The following is a 16228-nucleotide window of genomic DNA, read 5'->3' as shown; positions in this document are numbered from 1 at the left end:
AGACTGTCCGTACCCTCCATCATCACCCACACGACATCTCCCGATCACTCATGCCCTCAAGGAGCAACCCGCCCGTCGATCTCTGCGTCTTTGACGACCGGGGGACGCTGCGGCGGCCTTTCGCGTACGCCGTAAGGTGATGCGGCGGTCAACACCGCACGACCACAGAGGGATGGGGGACCGACCGGATGCCGCAGACCGACACTCCGGGCACGGGCGGTATCAGCAGGCTCCGGCTTCGCTGGTGGACTGAGCTGCCACTGATCGTGCTGGTGTACGCCGCCTACTCGGCGGGACGGCTCCTCGCACGGGGCGATGTAGCGAGCGCCGTCGACCACGGCATCGGAATACTCCGCATAGAGAAGTTCCTGCGCCTCAACGCCGAGAACCCGCTGAATCGTCTTTTCACCGCCCATTCCTGGATAGGCGTCCCGGCCGACTTCTGGTATGCGTCCCTGCACTATCTGGTGACGCCGGTGGTCCTCATCTGGCTCTTCCGTAGTCGCGCGGTCCAGTACCGCGCCGCACGCGCGTGGCTGATGATCTCCACCCTGATCGGCCTGGTCGGCTTCACGCTCCTGCCGACCTGCCCGCCTCGCCTGTTGACCATGGGCCACGGCTTCGTCGACACGATGGCGCAGTACAGCGACTACGGCTGGTGGGGCGGCGAGGCGAGCGCCCCGCGCGGCCTCGGCGGCATGACCAACCAGTACGCGGCGATGCCGAGCCTGCACGTGGGATGGGCGCTGTGGTGCGGTGTGATGCTGTGGCGCCACGGCCGCTCGCCGCTGGCCAGGATCGCGGCGGTGGCCTACCCCCTGATCACCACGATCGTCGTGATGGGCACCGCGAACCACTACTTCCTCGACGCGGTCGCGGGCGCCGCGACGATGGGCGTCGGCCTGCTTCTCGTACGTCCGGTGCTGCGGCTCGCGGACCGGGTGAAGGCGAGGCTGCGGCTGCCGTTCGCGGTCGCGCGGCCTTCGTCGGGCGGGGTGACGGGGGTGGTGACGGGGTCGAGCTCGACGTCGAAGTCGCTCACGGGCGCGCTCTCCGCCTCGTCCGCCGCTTCTTCCTCCCCCTCGTCAGCCCCAGAAGCCTCAATTGTCAGTGGCGGGTGCCAGACTTCGACAGGTGAGCGAATTCCCCGGCCGCGCAAGCGGCCTGCCGAGCCAGGCGCCGAGCCGAGTGCCCGCCCCGCCGACGCGGGGGACAGCGCTAAGACAGCGGCTCGCTGAGCTGCGCGGTCCTGACGTCCCCGCGCAGCCGATGGACGCCCGCGCGCTCGCGGCCCTCGCCGCGAACCCGGGCTGTCAGCGGCGCGCGCTGCTCGACGGTGCGGGCGTGGACAAGGCGGCCCTCGCGCAGTCGCTCGGCGCCCCCGCCTCCTTCGGTCAGTCGCAGTTCGCGTTCATGCGGGGCAATGCCTTCGAGGCGAAGGTCAAGGCGGACGGCGGCGCGGAGCTGCTGCGGCTCGTCCACAGCAGGCTCGGGGGCGGCCCGGAGCCGGTGCCTGGCGAGTCGTCCGTGCCCGACCTCGCCGCGGTGGGCCCCGAGGGCCGCGCGGCCCGCACCTCGCTCGCGCTGCGCGAGGCGTCATCGGCGGCGGGCTGGACACTCCTGGACCACCCCATGCTGGCGCTCGACGTCGCCGGGACTCCCGCGTTCCTCGAACCGGACGCGGTGGTGATCCACCCCGACGGCACCTGGACGGTCGTCGAGATCAAGTCCTTCCCGATGATCGACGGCTCGGCGGACGCGGCGAAGGTGGGCGCGGCGGCGCGCCAGGCCGCGGTGTACGCCCTGGCGCTCGAGCGGGTGGCGTCGCACATGGAGCCCGTGCCCCAGGTCCGGCATCACGTGCTCCTGGTCTGCCCCAAGGACTTCTCGAACCTCCCCACGGCGTCCGCGATCGACGTACGCAAACAACTCTCGGTGACGAGGCGCCAGTTGGCGCGCCTGACCCGCATCGAGGACATCGCGGCAGCACTCCCGGAGGGCACGACGTTCGACGTGAGCCGCCCCGCCGCCGACCTGACGGCAGCGGTCGAATCAGTCCCCGCGACCTACGCCCCCGAGTGCCTGGCCGCCTGCGAACTGGCCTTCCACTGCCGCGAACGTTCCCGCGAGGAGGGCGCGGTGACGTTCCTGGGCCGCGCGGTGCGGGGCGAGTTGGGTGGCCTGACGACGGTCACCGGGGTCCTGTCGGCGGCCGGTGGAGCCTCGGGCGACCCCGAGGACCCGACGGTGGCGGCGCTACGGAGGGCGGCGGCGCTGCGGGAAGAGGCGTTGTCCGGCACGGGCGGCACGGGCGGCACGGGATGCTGAGGCACTCGCCGCGCGGCGGCGAGAGAATCGCTCTCAACCCGCAGGGGAGGACAGCCCAATGTCACTGATCGACAACCTCGCCCGCCTGGAGGCGGTGGACACCGGCCGCGCTCAGCCGAGGGCGACGGTGAGGCACCGCCACCTCTCCCAGCGCCCCCTCGTCCTGGTCCCCCTCACCACGGCCGGCGAGGCGGGCGCCCCGCTCGGTGCCCTCGTGGGCACGGAGCGGACCTCGCCCCGCGTCCTCCTCGTACCGCAGCCCCGCGACCGCGACCTCCGCTTCACCTTCCTCGCCCAACTCGCGGACACCGTCCTGGAGTACGTCGACTCGTTCACGGACGGCGTCGAAGCGGCGGAGCGCAGTGAGACGGACCCGGAGACCGGGAAGCGCGTCAAGGTGGAGGTCGAACTCTGCGCGGACGCACCGCAGTTGATCGTCCCGAGCCGCGCCGGCATCGACTTCGTACGGCTCATCGGCCGCTCCACCCGCTTCCGCCGCACCGCCGAGCAGGACCCGGAGACCCCTTATCCCGCCCCGCCCCGCGTCCCCCTTCTCGGCCGCTGGCTGACCCATTTCGGGGAGCGGGCCCGCGTCCCCGGCTCCTCCCTCCTCGTCGCCATGACCGAGCTCCTCTCCCGGCATTGGGCCACCGGCCAGTCCAGCCTCGAGGACCAGCACCTCGGCGCCCTGCTCGCCTGGATCGAAGCCCCGGACGGCACATCCGGAGCCGCCGCCGCGCGCCACGCCGAGCTGGCCAGGGGCAAGGACGGCCAGCTGCTCTGCCCGCCCGCGGGCCCCGCCACCGACCCGGCGTTCGACAACCGCCTGCTCGCCCCGGCCATCGAGCGCTACGACCGCGCACGCGCGGCTCTCGCCACCGCCGATGACGGCATCCAGGCGGACATCCGCCTCGCCGAACTGGCCGCCGCCGAGCGGGAGATCCGCGCCCTGATCGACAGCAGGACCCGCCCCACCTGGGACGCGGTGTGGCGCGGCCTCGACGCGCTCTGCACGCTCCCCGAGGCTCCGCACGCCGCCGATCGCTGGACCCGCGACCGCTGGTCGTTCACCGGCCACCGGGACCGCGTGGCGGCGGGCGAACCCCCGCAGCCCCGCATCGACGACGCGGTGACGGCGGCGAACAAACTCGGCGCCCGGGAGCGCGAACAGGCCAGGCTGGATGCCCAGGAAGCGCTCGATGACCCGCTGGTGATGGCGGGCCGCCGGCTCTCGGGCGAGGCCTTCGCGGGCGAGGTGACCGAGGTGGTCATGGCGTACAGCGAGAGCAAGAGCCCGCGGCCGCGCCCCCTGGTCACGGTCCGCACGGACGACCGCCCGCACCTGGCCGAGCGCGCGAAGGTGTACCGCTCGCTGCAAGGCAAGCCGCAGACAGCCGAGTTCGTGGCGTACGAGGGTGAAGGCGCTGTCATCCTCCGCGTCACCGACAAGATGGGCCGCGGCAAGGAGCCCGAGCCAGGATCGGTGCCTCAGAAGGGCGACCGGATCTGCTGGACGCTCTTCGAGCACGAGCAGCGCGGCGGCCCCAAGCTGCCCGACCCCGACGCGACTCCCTGGACCCACGGCGGCCCGCCGGGCGACGCCGCCGAGCGACCCGACCCCGTGACGGCGGAGGACACCCTGTGAGTCCAGTAGCAGCAGCCCCCTTCGACCCCGGAGCGGCGGCAGGCCGCGCCACGGACGCGATCCTGCACGACACGCTGCACGGCGCGCACCGCGGCGTCGTGGTCGACTCGCCGCCCGGCGCGGGCAAGTCGACCCTCGTGGTCCGCGCGGCCCGCGAACTGGCCGCGGCGGGCCGCCCCCTGATGGTGATCGCGCAGACGAACGCGCAGGTCGACGACCTCGTCCTGCGCCTGGCCGAGAAGGACCCCGAGCTGCCGGTCGGCCGGCTGCACAGCAGCGACCCGGACGCGTACGACAAGGCCCTGGACGACCTGCCGTCCGTCCGTACGTCCACGAAGGTGGCCGATCTGGCCGGGCTCGACGTGGTCATCTCGACGGCCGCGAAGTGGGCGCACGTCGATTCCGCCAAGCTCGACGCGCCCTGGCAGCACGCCATCGTGGACGAGGCGTACCAAATGCGCTCGGACGCGCTGCTCGCCGTGGCCGGGCTCTTCGAACGGGCCTTGTTCGTGGGCGACCCCGGCCAGCTCGACCCGTTCTCGATCGTCGGCGCCGAGCAGTGGGCGGGCCTCGCGTACGACCCGTCGGCGAGCGCGGTGGCGACGCTGCTCGCGCACAATCCCGAACTGCCGCAGCACCGCCTCCCGGTCTCCTGGCGGCTCCCGGCCTCGGCGGCCCCGCTGGTCTCGGCAGCCTTCTACCCGTACACGCCGTTCCGCAGTGGCACGGACCACGGTGACCGGCGGCTCGGCTTCGGGGTGCCGTCGGACGGCTCGGGCCCCGACCGGGTGATCGACGAGGCGGCGGAATCGGGCTGGGGCCTGCTCGAGCTGCCCGCGCGGAACACGCCGCGCACGGACCCGGAGGCCGTGCGCGCACTGGCCCAGGTCGTCCGGCGCCTCCTGGACCGCGGCGGCGCGGCGACCTCGGAGCGCGGCCCGGAGCCCACTCCCCTGACGGCCGACCGCATCGCCGTCGGCACCGCGCACCGCGACCAGGCGGCGGCGGTGCGCGCGGCCCTCGCGGAACTCGGCGTCACGGACGTCACCGTGGACACCGCCAACCGGCTCCAGGGCCGCGAGTTCGACGTGACGGTGGTCCTGCACCCGCTCTCCGGCCGCCCGGACGCCACCGCCTTCCACCTGGAGACGGGCCGCCTCTGCGTCCTGGCATCCCGCCACCGCCACGCCTGCATCGTGATCTGCCGCGCGGGCGTGAGTGAACTCCTAGACGACCACCCGTCGACGGAACCGGTCCAACTGGGCGTCACGGTGAAATTTCCTGACGGGTGGGAGGCGATGATGTCCACGTGGGATCGCTGGTCCGAGCACCGAGTGCCATGGACCCCGTAAACACCGGACGGAGTCCGGCACACCGCCAGAGGCGGCCGACAGGTACAGCCCCTGACGGGTGGGAGGCGATGATGTCCACGTGGGATCGCTGGTCCGAGCACCGAGTGCCGTGGACCCCGTAAACACCGGACGGAGTCCGGCACACCGCCGGAGGCGGCCGACAGGTACAGCCCCTGACGGGTGGGAAGCCAACCACGCGATCCTGGCCCGCCTCGCCGAACACCGCGTGGCCTGGCGGCCATGAGCGCGTGAGCGCGGCGAACCCCGCAGCCCAGGACCCACGGCCCCCTTGCGCAGCAAGGGAGAATGGAAGACGGCCCCACGGCCGGACACCGTACGAGGAGGAAGAACCATGGCGGAGCCCGAGCGGCCCCGGACCGAGCAGCGTCTGCGCCCCGCGCCCCTGCTCTTCGAGCCCGCTGAAGCGGTCGCCGACCCGGAGCACTTCTTCGACCTGGAGTCGATGGAGGACCCCCGCGAGCTGCTTGCCCGCGCCACCGAGCTGACCCACGCGTTCCGTGCCGCGACGGACCGGGCGGTGGAGTTCCAGGCGATAGCGGCCGCCCAGCTCGCCGACCCCCGCCGCTTCGACCGCCTGACGCCCGCCGTGATCGCCGAGCGCGCTCAGTGGACCGAGGACTACGCGAAGAAGATGGTCGAGTTCGGCCGGGATCTGCTGCGCGCGGGCGGCACGGAGGCCTGAGGTCACGCCCGCACAAGATCCACGGGCATATGCCAAGTAGGGCAAGGTACTCCCCCTCACCCCTTGTTGTCCCGATTTCCGGCAACTCTCAGAAATGGAACGCTCACTACCGGTAGATGTATCTGCCATGAGCAACACGCAGAGCAGCAGCACGTGCCTCGCCCAGGACATCTCCGACGTCACCGCGGAGGGAGCCGCCTGGCTCGCCTCTGCGGAAACGTATCCGCGCAGCACCCTGGCCCACTGGCGGGCCCGGCCCACCGCCCCGGCCGTCCTCCCCTGCGGCTCCGCCTTCGACGTGGTGAGCGTCCCCGCCGTGTTCGGACGCCGGATGCTCGACCGCTTATGGGACGAGGGCCCCGGCTCGGGCCCCGTCGCGGCGCACCGCGGCCGCATGTTGCTCTTCGCCGCCCCCGGCACCGCCCAGCGGCTGCCCTCGCTGCTCGAGTGGGAGGAGTGGGGCAGCGCCGTGCCGGGCGTGCTCTGCCACGGCACGGGTGACGCCGTCACAGTGCCGCCCGTCACCGCGGGACACCGCGAAAGCCACCCGGAGAGCCACCTCGAGAACCACCTCGAATCGCGCTGGCTCGTCGCCCCCGACGCCCGGCATCCCTGGCTGCCGGGACCCGAGGTAGTGCTCTGGGCCTGCGTCCGGGCGGCCCGCGCCGCGGCAGGATCCGCGGTCCGTATATCGATTTTTCCTGGCGGCGATCAGAGTGCTAAGGTCTACGACGTCACCAGGCGCCGTTAGCTCAGTTGGTTAGAGCAGCTGACTCTTAATCAGCGGGTCCGGGGTTCGAGTCCCTGACGGCGCACAGACAGAAAGAAGCCCCTCGCGAAAGCGAGGGGCTTCTTTCATGTCAGTCCACCGACACCTTCACCGTCCAAGCCCCCGTCGCGGTCCGCCCCTCGACCTCGACCCGGACATCCTCACCCGGCACGGTGAAACTCTCCCCCACCCCCACCGGCGCATCCGCGAGCGGCGGATACACCGAGTCGTTCCAGCAGGCGTCCGAGTCCGGATGAGCGTCGACAACCTCGACCGGGCCGCTGCCGGACGAGGCCTCATTGCGTACCCGGTAGGCCAGCACACCCTCACTACAGGTCGCGTGATCATTGCCGGTCGCCCCCCGCGCCTCCAGGGCGATCGCGCTGTCGCGGCCCGTGCGGACGACGGCCAGCCTGGTGCCGCCGAAGCCCCCGCGCGCGGGCCTCGCCGACAGCGGCTCCAGGGTCAGCCGCTGCCCGCCGCCCGCCACGCACACCACCTGCCGCGGATCCAGCCAGCCGAGCTTCCACTTGTGCCAGCCGAAGAGGTCGGGGGAGAGCCCGAACTGGCTGCCCATGACGTCCCAGTCGCCGACGTACGTATCCCAGTCGCCCTTGCCGTCGGTCGGCCGGTGGTAGAGGTCCGGCAGATCGAAGACGTGCCCGGTCTCGTGGGCGAGGACGTTGCGGTCCGGCGGGTGCCGCTCGAAGACCGTGACGATGCGCTTGATGTCCGTGCCGTCGGCCCGCATCGGCCGGTCGAGGTTGACGACCTTCGTGGCGTCCGAGTCGACGCCGGGCGCGTCCGGGTCGGCGACGAAGTAGACGACGTCGTACCGCGAGAAGTCGACGCGCGGATCGGCGGCGGCCACCGCGTCGCGCAGATAGGCGCTGCGCCGGGACGCGTTCCAGTCGCGCTGTATGGCGTACGAGGTGGAGTCGTCCGGCATCTCGACCCACTCGCGCTGCGGGTGCGGGCGCAGGGCGAACTTGCCGTAGGAGGCGCGGTCGAAGAAGTCGCTGGTGGCGGGGAAGTAGTCGGCCGCGATGTCCTCGGGGGCGGTCAGCGGCGGGGAGTCGGGGAAGGACAGAAAGACCATCACCGCATCGAGCGCCCGGTTCGGGCGCGGATAGGCGGTGTTCCAGGAATCGAGGCCCTCCGAGTGATGCGCCGGTGTGCGCTGGAGCGCGCAGGGAAGCGCCGAGGACTGGGCGATCGCGGGCCCCGCGACGAGACCCGTGGCGGCGAGTGCGGTCAGGGATGTGAGGGCGGCGGCCGTGCTGCGCAGCCGGGTTCTCTCCCCTCCACGGGTGAGTCCCCAGGGGGGTAGCTGACGCGGCACGTCGACCTCCGGGTGCGGATTACGGGGCATCCCACCCACCCTGTGATGCTTTGTTGTATTACGCCCTGTTTATCTGACCCAGCCGGGTGAGAAGCGGCGCGTCGCCCACTCACAGAAAGTCACAAGCGGTCGCCAGCGGTCGCTGTGCAGAGCGAGGCGCAAAGGAAGCAGTGCGGGACGAGCAGAAACGATCTGCCGCCGGAGGCCTGGCAGACCCCTACCGGACATGCGCCTGTCCTATGCCGGAGAACACCGCCACGCGGCACCGCGCTGTGGCTGGAAGCACCCTCGGGCCAGCCCCTATGATCGGCACACTTTCCTGCGCGGGCCCGGCCTCGCCGAACAACTGCACTGCGGGAGCAAGTGGTGAACGGAACGTCTGAAGGCCAAGCGCCCACAGCACCCGACTTCGCCAGGGTGCCCACTACCGAGAGTCACCATTCGGGGCAGTGGCCCGATCGCCGGGCCGCCTTCGCCGCCGCGCCGCTCGGCCTCGGCGTAGTGGACAGCGAGGGCCTCATCACGGACGCGAACGACGCGCTCGCCGAGCTGCTCGGCGCGACCCCGGACGAGCTGACGGGGCGCCTCGCCGCCGATCTGGTGGACCTCGCGTCGGACGCCCGCACCTGGCACTCGTACCGCGAGGTCCTCCGCGGCCGCCAGGCCGAGCTGCGCTGCACCCGGCGCCTGAAACACCCCGCAGGGCACTCGCTCTGGGTGCAGGTCACCGTCTCGCCGATGCCCGGCGGCCGCACGGTGCTGCTCGCCGCCACGGACATCAGCGCCCGCCGCGAGCTCCAGGACCGGCTCCGCCACCTCCAGATGCACGATCCGGTGACCCGGCTCCCCAACCGCAGCCTGTTCTTCGAGCGGCTCGCCGCCGCGCTCGAAGCGGGCACGTACGACGACACGGGCACCGGCCGCATCGGCCTCTGCTATCTCGACCTCGACGGGTTCAAGGCGGTCAACGACACCCTCGGCCACCGAGTCGGCGACCGGCTGCTCGCGGCCGTCGCCGACCGGCTCACGCGCTGCGCGGACGAAGCCGGCCACGGCAGGACGACAGCCCCGCTGGTCGCCCGCCTGGGCGGCGACGAGTTCGCACTGCTCGTAGAGGACTCCACTGGCACGGACCAACTCTCCGAGCTGGCCGACGCCGCGCTCAAGGCGCTACAGCAGCCCTTCGACCTCTCGGGCCAGCGCCTCTCCGTATCGGCATCGATCGGAGTGGTCGAGCGACGCGCCGCCGGCACCACCACCACCTGCCTGATGCAGGCGGCCGACACGACGCTCTACTGGGCGAAGACGGACGGCAAGGCCCGCTGGACGCTCTTCGACCCCGAGCGCAACGCCCACCGTATGACGCGGCAGGCGCTGTCGAGTTCGCTGCGTCCGGCCGTCGACCGGGGTGAATTCGTCCTGGACTACCAGCCGTTGGTGGGTCTCGCGGAAGGCGATCTGCGCGGGGTCGAGGCGCTGGTGCGGTGGCAGCATCCGCAGTTCGGCCTGCTGACGCCGAATCGGTTCATCGGACTGGCGGAGGAGGACGGCTCGATCGTGCAGCTCGGCCGCTGGGTCCTGCGGACGGCGTGCCGCCAGGCCCGGCGCTGGCAGCTGGAACACCCGGAGCAGCCGCCGGTCTTCGTGAGCGTCAATGTCGCGGTGCGGCAGGTGTGGGACTCGGACCTGGTGGCCGACGTCGCGCACATCCTTTCCGAAACACAACTCACCCCCGAACTACTCCAGTTGGAACTCACCGAGTCGGCGGTGATGGGCTCGGCGGGCCGCCCGCTACAGGCTCTCCGGTCCCTCAGCGACATGGGGGTGCGGATCGCCATCGACGACTTCGGCACGGGCTATTCGAACCTGGCGTACCTGAGCCGGCTCCCGGTCTCGGTCCTCAAACTGGACGGCTCTTTCGTACGGGGCTTCCAGTACGACGCGGAGGCGGGCGAGGCGCACCTCAACCCGGCCGACGAGGTCATCGTCGAGGCCCTGGTGCAGCTCGCCCACAAGCTCGGGCTCACGGTCACCGCGGAGTGCGTGGAGACGACGGAACAGGCGGCGCGACTACGGAGGATCGGCTGCGACACCGGGCAGGGCTGGCTGTACTCCCGCCCGGTGACGCCGGACCGAATCTCCGCGCTGCTGAACGCCTAGGGCCCTAGGCGCCGGGCAGCCCATAGGCGTCCGCGATCAACTCGTAAGAGCGCAACCGGACTTCACCACTATGGGCGTTGGCCGTGATCATCAACTCATCGGCACCGGTGCGCTTGGCAAGATCATCGAGCCCGGTCCGAACCTGATCGGCGCTGCCATGAATGACATTGGAGTTCCAACTGCTCACGAACTCCCGCTCCATGTCACTGAATTCATAGGCCTCGGCTTCCTCGGGCGTAGGAACGAGCCCAGGCTTCCCGGTACGCAACCGGACCATGTTCAACGCGGCAGCAAGAACCTGCCGCCGCGCCTCACCCTCCTCATCCGTCGCCAGCGCCGATACCCCAATAAGGGCGTACGGCGCGTCAAGAACCGCGGACGGCTTGAACGAATCCCGATAGAGGTCGAGCGCCGGGACCGTGTTCTGCGCGGAGAAGTGGTGCGCGAAGGCGAACGGAAGCCCCAGAACTCCGGCAAGGCGGGCACTGAACCCGGAGGAACCGAGCAGCCACAGGGGCGGCCGGTGCGGGGACTGGACGCCGCCGGGCGAGGTGGCTTGAACGGGCCCAGGAACAGCGTGGATACGCCCATACGGATGACCGTCGGGAAAGTCGTCGTCCAAAAAGCGTGTCAGCTCGGCGAGCTGCTGCGGAAAGTCATCGGCACCTTCATTGAGGCGATCCGTCCTCCGCAAGGCAGCGGCGGTCGCCCCGTCCGTACCCGGAGCACGGCCAAGACCCAGATCCACCCGCCCCGGGGCCATCGCCTCCAGCGTGCCGAACTGCTCCGCGATGACGAGGGGGGCGTGGTTGGGCAGCATGACGCCACCCGAACCAAGCCGGATCCGCTCGGTGTGCGCGGCGAGGTGGGCGAGGATGACGGCAGGGGACGAGGAGGCCACTCCGGGCATGGAGTGGTGCTCGGCCACCCAGTAGCGGTGATACCCACGCCGCTCGGCCAGCTTGGCGATGTCCACGCTCTTACGCAGAGCATCGGTGGCGGTCCGCCCCGCCCCCACGGTCACCAGGTCGAGCACGGAGAGCGGGACCGGCGCGCTGCCGTGCCGCTCGCCGTGGATGTCGTCACTCGGTTCCGTTGCCACGGGGCCTCCTGCACATGCTTCTCTACGGTTCGTGTTGCTCACCCACACGAACAGGAGGCTGGCTCCGCTTTATTCCCGCCCCGGACGGGCCTCTCCCGCCCGTCACCCCGGAGCGTTGTTCCCCACGACGCACCTGCAGTCGGCAGCGCTCGCGCGGGGACGTGCCGGTATTTCCGCCCGGAGCACGGTTCGCGGCACTCCGGGGCCGAAGCACCACGCGGCCACTGGACGATAGCGAGGACGGACATACCGGCGCGGCCCCGCTGCCCGGACAAACCGAAGCCGCTACAACAACCCCCACCCCACCCGCCACAGGCGCCGCAGGCATCCCCACCCACACACCCGCACAAGCCCCGGCGGGGCGGGCCCGCCTACCCCCTCACCTGCACCACCGGCTCCTTGGTGAACAACGCCCCCAGCGACGGCGCATTCACCCTCCGTGAGGCCAGCCGCAGCCCCTCCCACACTGTCACCTGGTTCGCCGTGAGGACCGGCTTGCCCAGTTCCTTCTCCAGGTCACGGACGTACGCCGCCGTATGCAGCGCGGTGTCAGGGAGCAGCAACGCCTCCGCATCGGGGTGATCGCCCGCACGGGCCATCGCGCTGACCTCCTCCCAGCCCCACGTCCCCACCTCCGCCGCAGTGATGATGCCGCTCCCCCGCGTAGAGACGACCTCCGCCCCGGACGCCTTCAGAAACGCGGCGAACAGCGCCGCCACGTCCTCCGGATACGTCGCGGCGACCGCGACCCGCCCCGCGCCCACCTCACGTACCGCATGGGCGAACGCGAAGGACGTACTGGAGGCCGGCAGACCCGCCGTCCGGGCCAGGGTCCGGACCTGGTCGTGCGCGCCCTCCCAGCCGAAGACGAAGCTCGCGCTGGTGCAGGCCCACACCACCGCCTCCGCGCCGGCCAGGCGCAGCTCCTCGACCCCGGCGGCGAGCCGCTCCGCCGAGCCCATCTCCAGGAGCGCGTCGACCCGGTGCGCGTCCTCGCCGATGTCGGTGTGGACGACCTGTAGCCGGACGCTCTCCAGCATCTGCTCCATACGGGGGTAGTCGTCCTCAGCCGAGTGACCCGGATAGAGAAAACCAAGTGCGGTCACTTCCAGCCTCCTTCAAGGCAGCGTCGGTGGTCCTTCGGGCAGGCCCTGGGGCGGATCGGCCGAGACCACGCCCGGCAGGTCGCCGGGACCGGTGACCGGGCCCGCGCCAGGCCTTGCGCTCGGATCGATCAGCGCCTGGTAAGGCCCTACCGCATGAGTACCCAGCCGACGCAGCGCGGACCACATCGTCACCTGGTTCGCCGAGATCACCGGCATCCGCAGCTCGGCCTCCAGCTGCGGGATGACGTCGTACGTCGCGAGGTTGGTGCAGCTGATGAAGAGCGCGTCGGCCCCGCCGAGCACCGCCCGCCGGGCCATGTCGGCCACGTCCCGGTAGGGCACCTTCCAGATGTGCCTGGTCAGGCCCAGATAGGCGCGGCCGGTGACGAGCACCCCGGCCTCGGCCAGATAGTGCTCGAGGGACTGGGTCACCGACCAGGTGTAGGGCGTGACGAGCGCGATGCGCCGCGCGCCGAGGTCTTCGAGCGCCTCGAGCAGCGCGCCCGATGTCGTGACGGCCGAAACCGCGCCCTCGCGAGTCATCGCCTCGCACATCGCGCGTTCGCCCGCCGTGCCGCCGACGAAGCTGCCGGACGTACAGGCGTACGCCAGGACTTCCGGCTCGGCGGCGCTCAGCGCGCGCACCGCCTCGCCGAGTGTCTCGTGCTCACTGACCAGTCGTGCCAGGTCGAGGCTTACCTCGACGGGCACGTACGGAGTGCGCGTCAGATGGAGGGAGACTTCGTCGGGGACCCAGCGCCAGAGCTCCCGGTCGAGGGCGAAGTCGAAGGGGGCGACGACACCAACACCGCGTTGAGGGTGTGGTCCGCCGAGGAAAGAGACGTCCATGAGCAGGCCCCAAGTTCGTGCGTGCGTGCTGTGGAGGGACCGGCCGGGGGCCGGGAGATGCGGAACCGGCGACGCGCCGGGACGTCGGGATGGGGAAGAGGCGCCGAGAGAAGCGCTACAGAGAGTGCTATGACTTCGTACGGAGAGTACTCAGTTCTGGGGTGCTTGTGATACAGCACCTCTGTTGACGAAGGTAGTTTCAGGTGCGAGCGTGGTCAATCCGCGCATCTCAGACGGTTCCGGTTAAGCGGCTCCGGCCGCCACAACTCAGGGAAGCGGACTCTCATTGCGAAACGGTTTCTCCTCGATGTCCGATTCGGCACCCGACCCGAAAACGTCCGCCACGACGTCCGAACCGCCGCTCGCCACGACGTCCGAACCGGCGCCCGACCCGACGCCTGACCCGACGCCCGACCCGCCGTCCGAGTCAGCGCCCGCCACCGTCCTCGTCCTGGACGCCCCCTCCCCCGCCCCACCGCCCCGCCTGGGCAGCCTCACCGGCCGCGCCCGGATCGTGCACGCGGACGCGGACACCCTGGCGGCCCAACTCCCGGACGCGGACGTGCTCCTGGTCTGGGACTTCCTCTCGGACGCGGTACGTCAGGCCTGGCCGGGCGAGGGACCGCGCCCCCGCTGGGTGCACACCGCGAGCGCCGGCGTGGACCGCCTCATGTGCCCGGAGCTCGCCGCGTCCGACACGCTGGTCACCAACGCCCGTGGCGTCTTCGACCAGCCGATCGCCGAGTACGTAGCCGCTCTCATCCTTGCCATGGCGAAGGACCTGCCGCGCACCCTGCGGCTCCAGGACGAGCGCACCTGGCAGCACCGCGAAACCCAGCGGATCGCCCGTACGCGCGCGTGTGTCGTGGGCTCCGGCCCGATCGGGCACGCCATCGTCCGGATGCTGAAGGGGCTCGGGATCATCACCGCCCTCGTCGGACGCACCGCGCGCCCCGGTGTCCACGGGCCCGGTGAGCTCGACCGGCTCATCGCGCGCGCCGACTGGGTGGTGTGCGCGGCGCCGCTCACGGACGACACGCGTGGCATGTTCGACGAGCAGCGGTTCGGCGTGATGCAGCCGTCGGCCCGCTTCATCAACATCGGGCGCGGCGCGCTCGTCGTCGAGGACGATCTCGCGGCCGCCCTGTCGAAGCGTTGGATCGCGGGCGCGGCGCTCGACGTCTTCGAGCAGGAGCCGCTGCCCGCGGACAGCCCGCTGTGGACGGCACCGGGACTGCTCGTGTCGCCGCACATGAGCGGGGACACGGTCGGCTGGCGGGATGAGCTGGGCACGCAGTTCGTCGAGTTGTACGAGGAGTGGGCGGCCGGGAGGCCTCTGTCCAACGTGGTCGACAAGAAACGTGGGTATGTACCGGGGAATTGATCACTCTCCGAGCCAGGGGAACTGATCACGCCCGAGCCACCCCCCTCCCCTCCCCCTGAGGAGCGCGCATGACCGAGCTCACGGCTCTCACCGCGGCACAACTCGTCGACGGCTATCGCAAGGGCGAATTCACTCCGGTCGACGCGACACGGGCGGCGCTGAACAGGGCCGATGAGGTCCAGCCCGCCGTGAACGCCTTCGTGCGGATCGACGCCGACGAGGCCGTCACGGGAGCCGAGGCGAGTGCGGAGCGGTGGCGGCGCGGTGAGCCGCAGGGGCTGCTCGACGGGGTTCCGGTGTCGGTCAAGGACATCCTGCTGCAGCGTGGCGGGCCGACACTCCGGGGCTCCAGAACGGCCCGCACGGAGGGGCCTTGGGACGAGGACGCGCCCTCGGTGGCGCGCCTGCGCGAGCACGGGGCGGTGTTCATCGGCAAGACGACGACGCCCGAGTTCGGCTGGAAGGGCGTCACGGACAGCCCGCAGAGCGGGGTGACCCGCAATCCGTACGACCACTCGCGCACGGCAGGCGGCTCCAGCGGCGGCAGCGCGGCCGCTGTGGCGCTCGGCGCGGCGCCGCTGTCGCTCGGCACGGACGGCGGCGGCTCGGTGCGGATCCCGGGCGCGTTCTGCGGGATCTTCGCGCTGAAGCCGACGTACGGGCGCGTGCCGCTGTATCCCGCGTCCGCGTTCGGCACACTCGCGCACGTCGGCCCGATGACGCGGGACGCGGCGGACGCGGCGCTGATGATGGACGTCATCAGCGGCCCCGACTGGCGCGACTGGTCGCAACTGGGCCCGGTGGCAGGCAGCTTCAGGGCGGGTATCGAAGGCGGCGTACGGGGTCTGCGCATCGCCTATTCGCCCTCGCTCGGCGGCCAGGTCGCGGTGCGGCCCGCGGTCGCGGCGTCGGTGCGGCAGGCGGTGGAGTCCCTCGCCGCGCAGGGTGCGTACGTCGAGGAGACCGACCCGGACTTCACGGATCCGGTGGAGGCCTTCCACACCCTGTGGTTCAGCGGTGCGGCGCGGGTGATCCAGCATCTGCCGCCCGCCAAGCGGGAGTTGCTCGACCCGGGGCTGCGGGAGATCTGTGCGCAGGGCGCCCGGTCGAGTGCGCTCGACTACCTCGCGGCAGTTGACGTACGCATGGAGCTCGGGCGTCGCATGGGCCGCTTCCATCAGACGTACGATCTGCTGGTCACACCGACGCTGCCGATCACCGCCTTCGAGGCGGGGGCGGAGGTACCGCACAATTCCGGCCATCGCAGGTGGACGGGGTGGACGCCGTTCACGTACCCCTTCAACATGACGCAGCAGCCCGCGGCGACGGTGCCCTGCGGGGTGGACGGCGAGGGGCTTCCCATCGGGGTGCAGATCGTCGGGGCGCGCCATGCCGACGCACTTGTCCTGCGGGCCGCGCACACTCTGTACGAAGCGGGCAGCGCGGGAATCGCGCCGCCCGCGACTGGCGGCTGAGCCAAGGCCCGAA

13 protein-coding genes and 1 tRNA gene are annotated in these 16228 nt (G+C 71.2%); 10 read left to right on the top strand and 4 right to left on the bottom strand.

Annotated features, from left to right (window positions below; translation table 11 throughout):
- The first annotated feature begins 188 nt into the window (after positions 1 to 188).
- The 7 genes from ACGFSB_RS00985 (at position 189) to ACGFSB_RS00955 (ending at position 6843) form a co-directional block, all read left to right on the top strand.
- Positions 189 to 1238 (top strand): phosphatase PAP2 family protein, encoded by a 1050-nt coding sequence (locus tag ACGFSB_RS00985; RefSeq protein WP_393392144.1) that lies wholly within the window; start codon positions 189 to 191, stop codon positions 1236 to 1238.
- On the top strand, positions 1189 to 2328 hold the full coding sequence (locus ACGFSB_RS00980; RefSeq protein ID WP_393393744.1) for a hypothetical protein: 1140 nt from the start codon (positions 1189 to 1191) through the stop codon (positions 2326 to 2328). Before ACGFSB_RS00985 ends, ACGFSB_RS00980 begins: the two co-directional genes overlap by 50 nt.
- A gap of 58 nt (positions 2329 to 2386) precedes the next feature.
- Positions 2387 to 3973: a hypothetical protein gene (locus ACGFSB_RS00975; RefSeq protein WP_393392141.1), complete on the top strand. Its 1587-nt coding sequence runs from the start codon at positions 2387 to 2389 to the stop codon at positions 3971 to 3973.
- Complete coding sequence (locus ACGFSB_RS00970; RefSeq protein ID WP_393392138.1) at positions 3970 to 5325, top strand: AAA domain-containing protein; 1356 nt, start codon at positions 3970 to 3972, stop codon at positions 5323 to 5325. The genes ACGFSB_RS00975 and ACGFSB_RS00970 overlap by 4 nt, the downstream gene beginning before the upstream one ends.
- Positions 5326 to 5677: 352 nt before the next feature.
- Positions 5678 to 6028, top strand: coding sequence for a hypothetical protein (locus ACGFSB_RS00965; RefSeq protein ID WP_393392136.1), 351 nt, complete (start codon positions 5678 to 5680; stop codon positions 6026 to 6028).
- Between the two features lie 127 nt (positions 6029 to 6155).
- Complete coding sequence (locus ACGFSB_RS00960) at positions 6156 to 6779, top strand: bifunctional DNA primase/polymerase (protein ID WP_393392133.1); 624 nt, start codon at positions 6156 to 6158, stop codon at positions 6777 to 6779.
- Positions 6770 to 6843 (top strand) — tRNA-Lys (locus tag ACGFSB_RS00955). The genes ACGFSB_RS00960 and ACGFSB_RS00955 overlap by 10 nt, the downstream gene beginning before the upstream one ends.
- Positions 6844 to 6888: 45 nt before the next feature.
- Here the strand turns inward: ACGFSB_RS00955 and ACGFSB_RS00950 are convergent.
- A complete protein-coding gene (locus ACGFSB_RS00950) occupies positions 6889 to 8169 on the bottom strand; it encodes a M6 family metalloprotease domain-containing protein (protein WP_393392130.1) in 1281 nt (426 codons plus the stop codon).
- 336 nt (positions 8170 to 8505) lie between these two features.
- Between ACGFSB_RS00950 and ACGFSB_RS00945 the strand changes: the two genes are divergently transcribed.
- Positions 8506 to 10299 carry a putative bifunctional diguanylate cyclase/phosphodiesterase gene (locus tag ACGFSB_RS00945; RefSeq protein WP_393392127.1) on the top strand — a complete coding sequence of 598 codons (1794 nt, stop codon included), beginning with the start codon at positions 8506 to 8508 and terminating at the stop codon, positions 10297 to 10299.
- A gap of 4 nt (positions 10300 to 10303) precedes the next feature.
- On the opposite strand, the gene ACGFSB_RS00940 is transcribed toward ACGFSB_RS00945, so the two are convergent.
- From ACGFSB_RS00940 to ACGFSB_RS00930, 3 genes are all read right to left on the bottom strand, one after another.
- Positions 10304 to 11401 carry an LLM class flavin-dependent oxidoreductase gene (locus tag ACGFSB_RS00940; protein ID WP_393392125.1) on the bottom strand — a complete coding sequence of 366 codons (1098 nt, stop codon included), beginning with the start codon at positions 11399 to 11401 and terminating at the stop codon, positions 10304 to 10306.
- A gap of 371 nt (positions 11402 to 11772) precedes the next feature.
- Positions 11773 to 12507: a decarboxylase gene (locus tag ACGFSB_RS00935; protein ID WP_393392122.1), complete on the bottom strand. Its 735-nt coding sequence runs from the start codon at positions 12505 to 12507 to the stop codon at positions 11773 to 11775.
- 12 nt (positions 12508 to 12519) lie between these two features.
- On the bottom strand, positions 12520 to 13356 hold the full coding sequence (locus tag ACGFSB_RS00930) for a decarboxylase (RefSeq protein WP_393392119.1): 837 nt from the start codon (positions 13354 to 13356) through the stop codon (positions 12520 to 12522).
- A 307-nt stretch (positions 13357 to 13663) separates the two neighbouring features.
- On the opposite strand from ACGFSB_RS00930, the gene ACGFSB_RS00925 reads away from it, so the two are divergent.
- A complete protein-coding gene (locus ACGFSB_RS00925; protein ID WP_393392116.1) occupies positions 13664 to 14740 on the top strand; it encodes a D-2-hydroxyacid dehydrogenase in 1077 nt (358 codons plus the stop codon).
- Between the two features lie 68 nt (positions 14741 to 14808).
- Positions 14809 to 16215: an amidase gene (locus ACGFSB_RS00920; protein WP_393392113.1), complete on the top strand. Its 1407-nt coding sequence runs from the start codon at positions 14809 to 14811 to the stop codon at positions 16213 to 16215.
- The last annotated feature ends 13 nt before the right edge of the window (positions 16216 to 16228 follow it).

This window comes from Streptomyces sp. NPDC048441 (assembly GCF_043200235.1).
In the GTDB taxonomy this organism is placed as follows: domain Bacteria; phylum Actinomycetota; class Actinomycetes; order Streptomycetales; family Streptomycetaceae; genus Streptomyces.
This window is presented reverse-complemented; position numbering and strand designations above follow the sequence as displayed.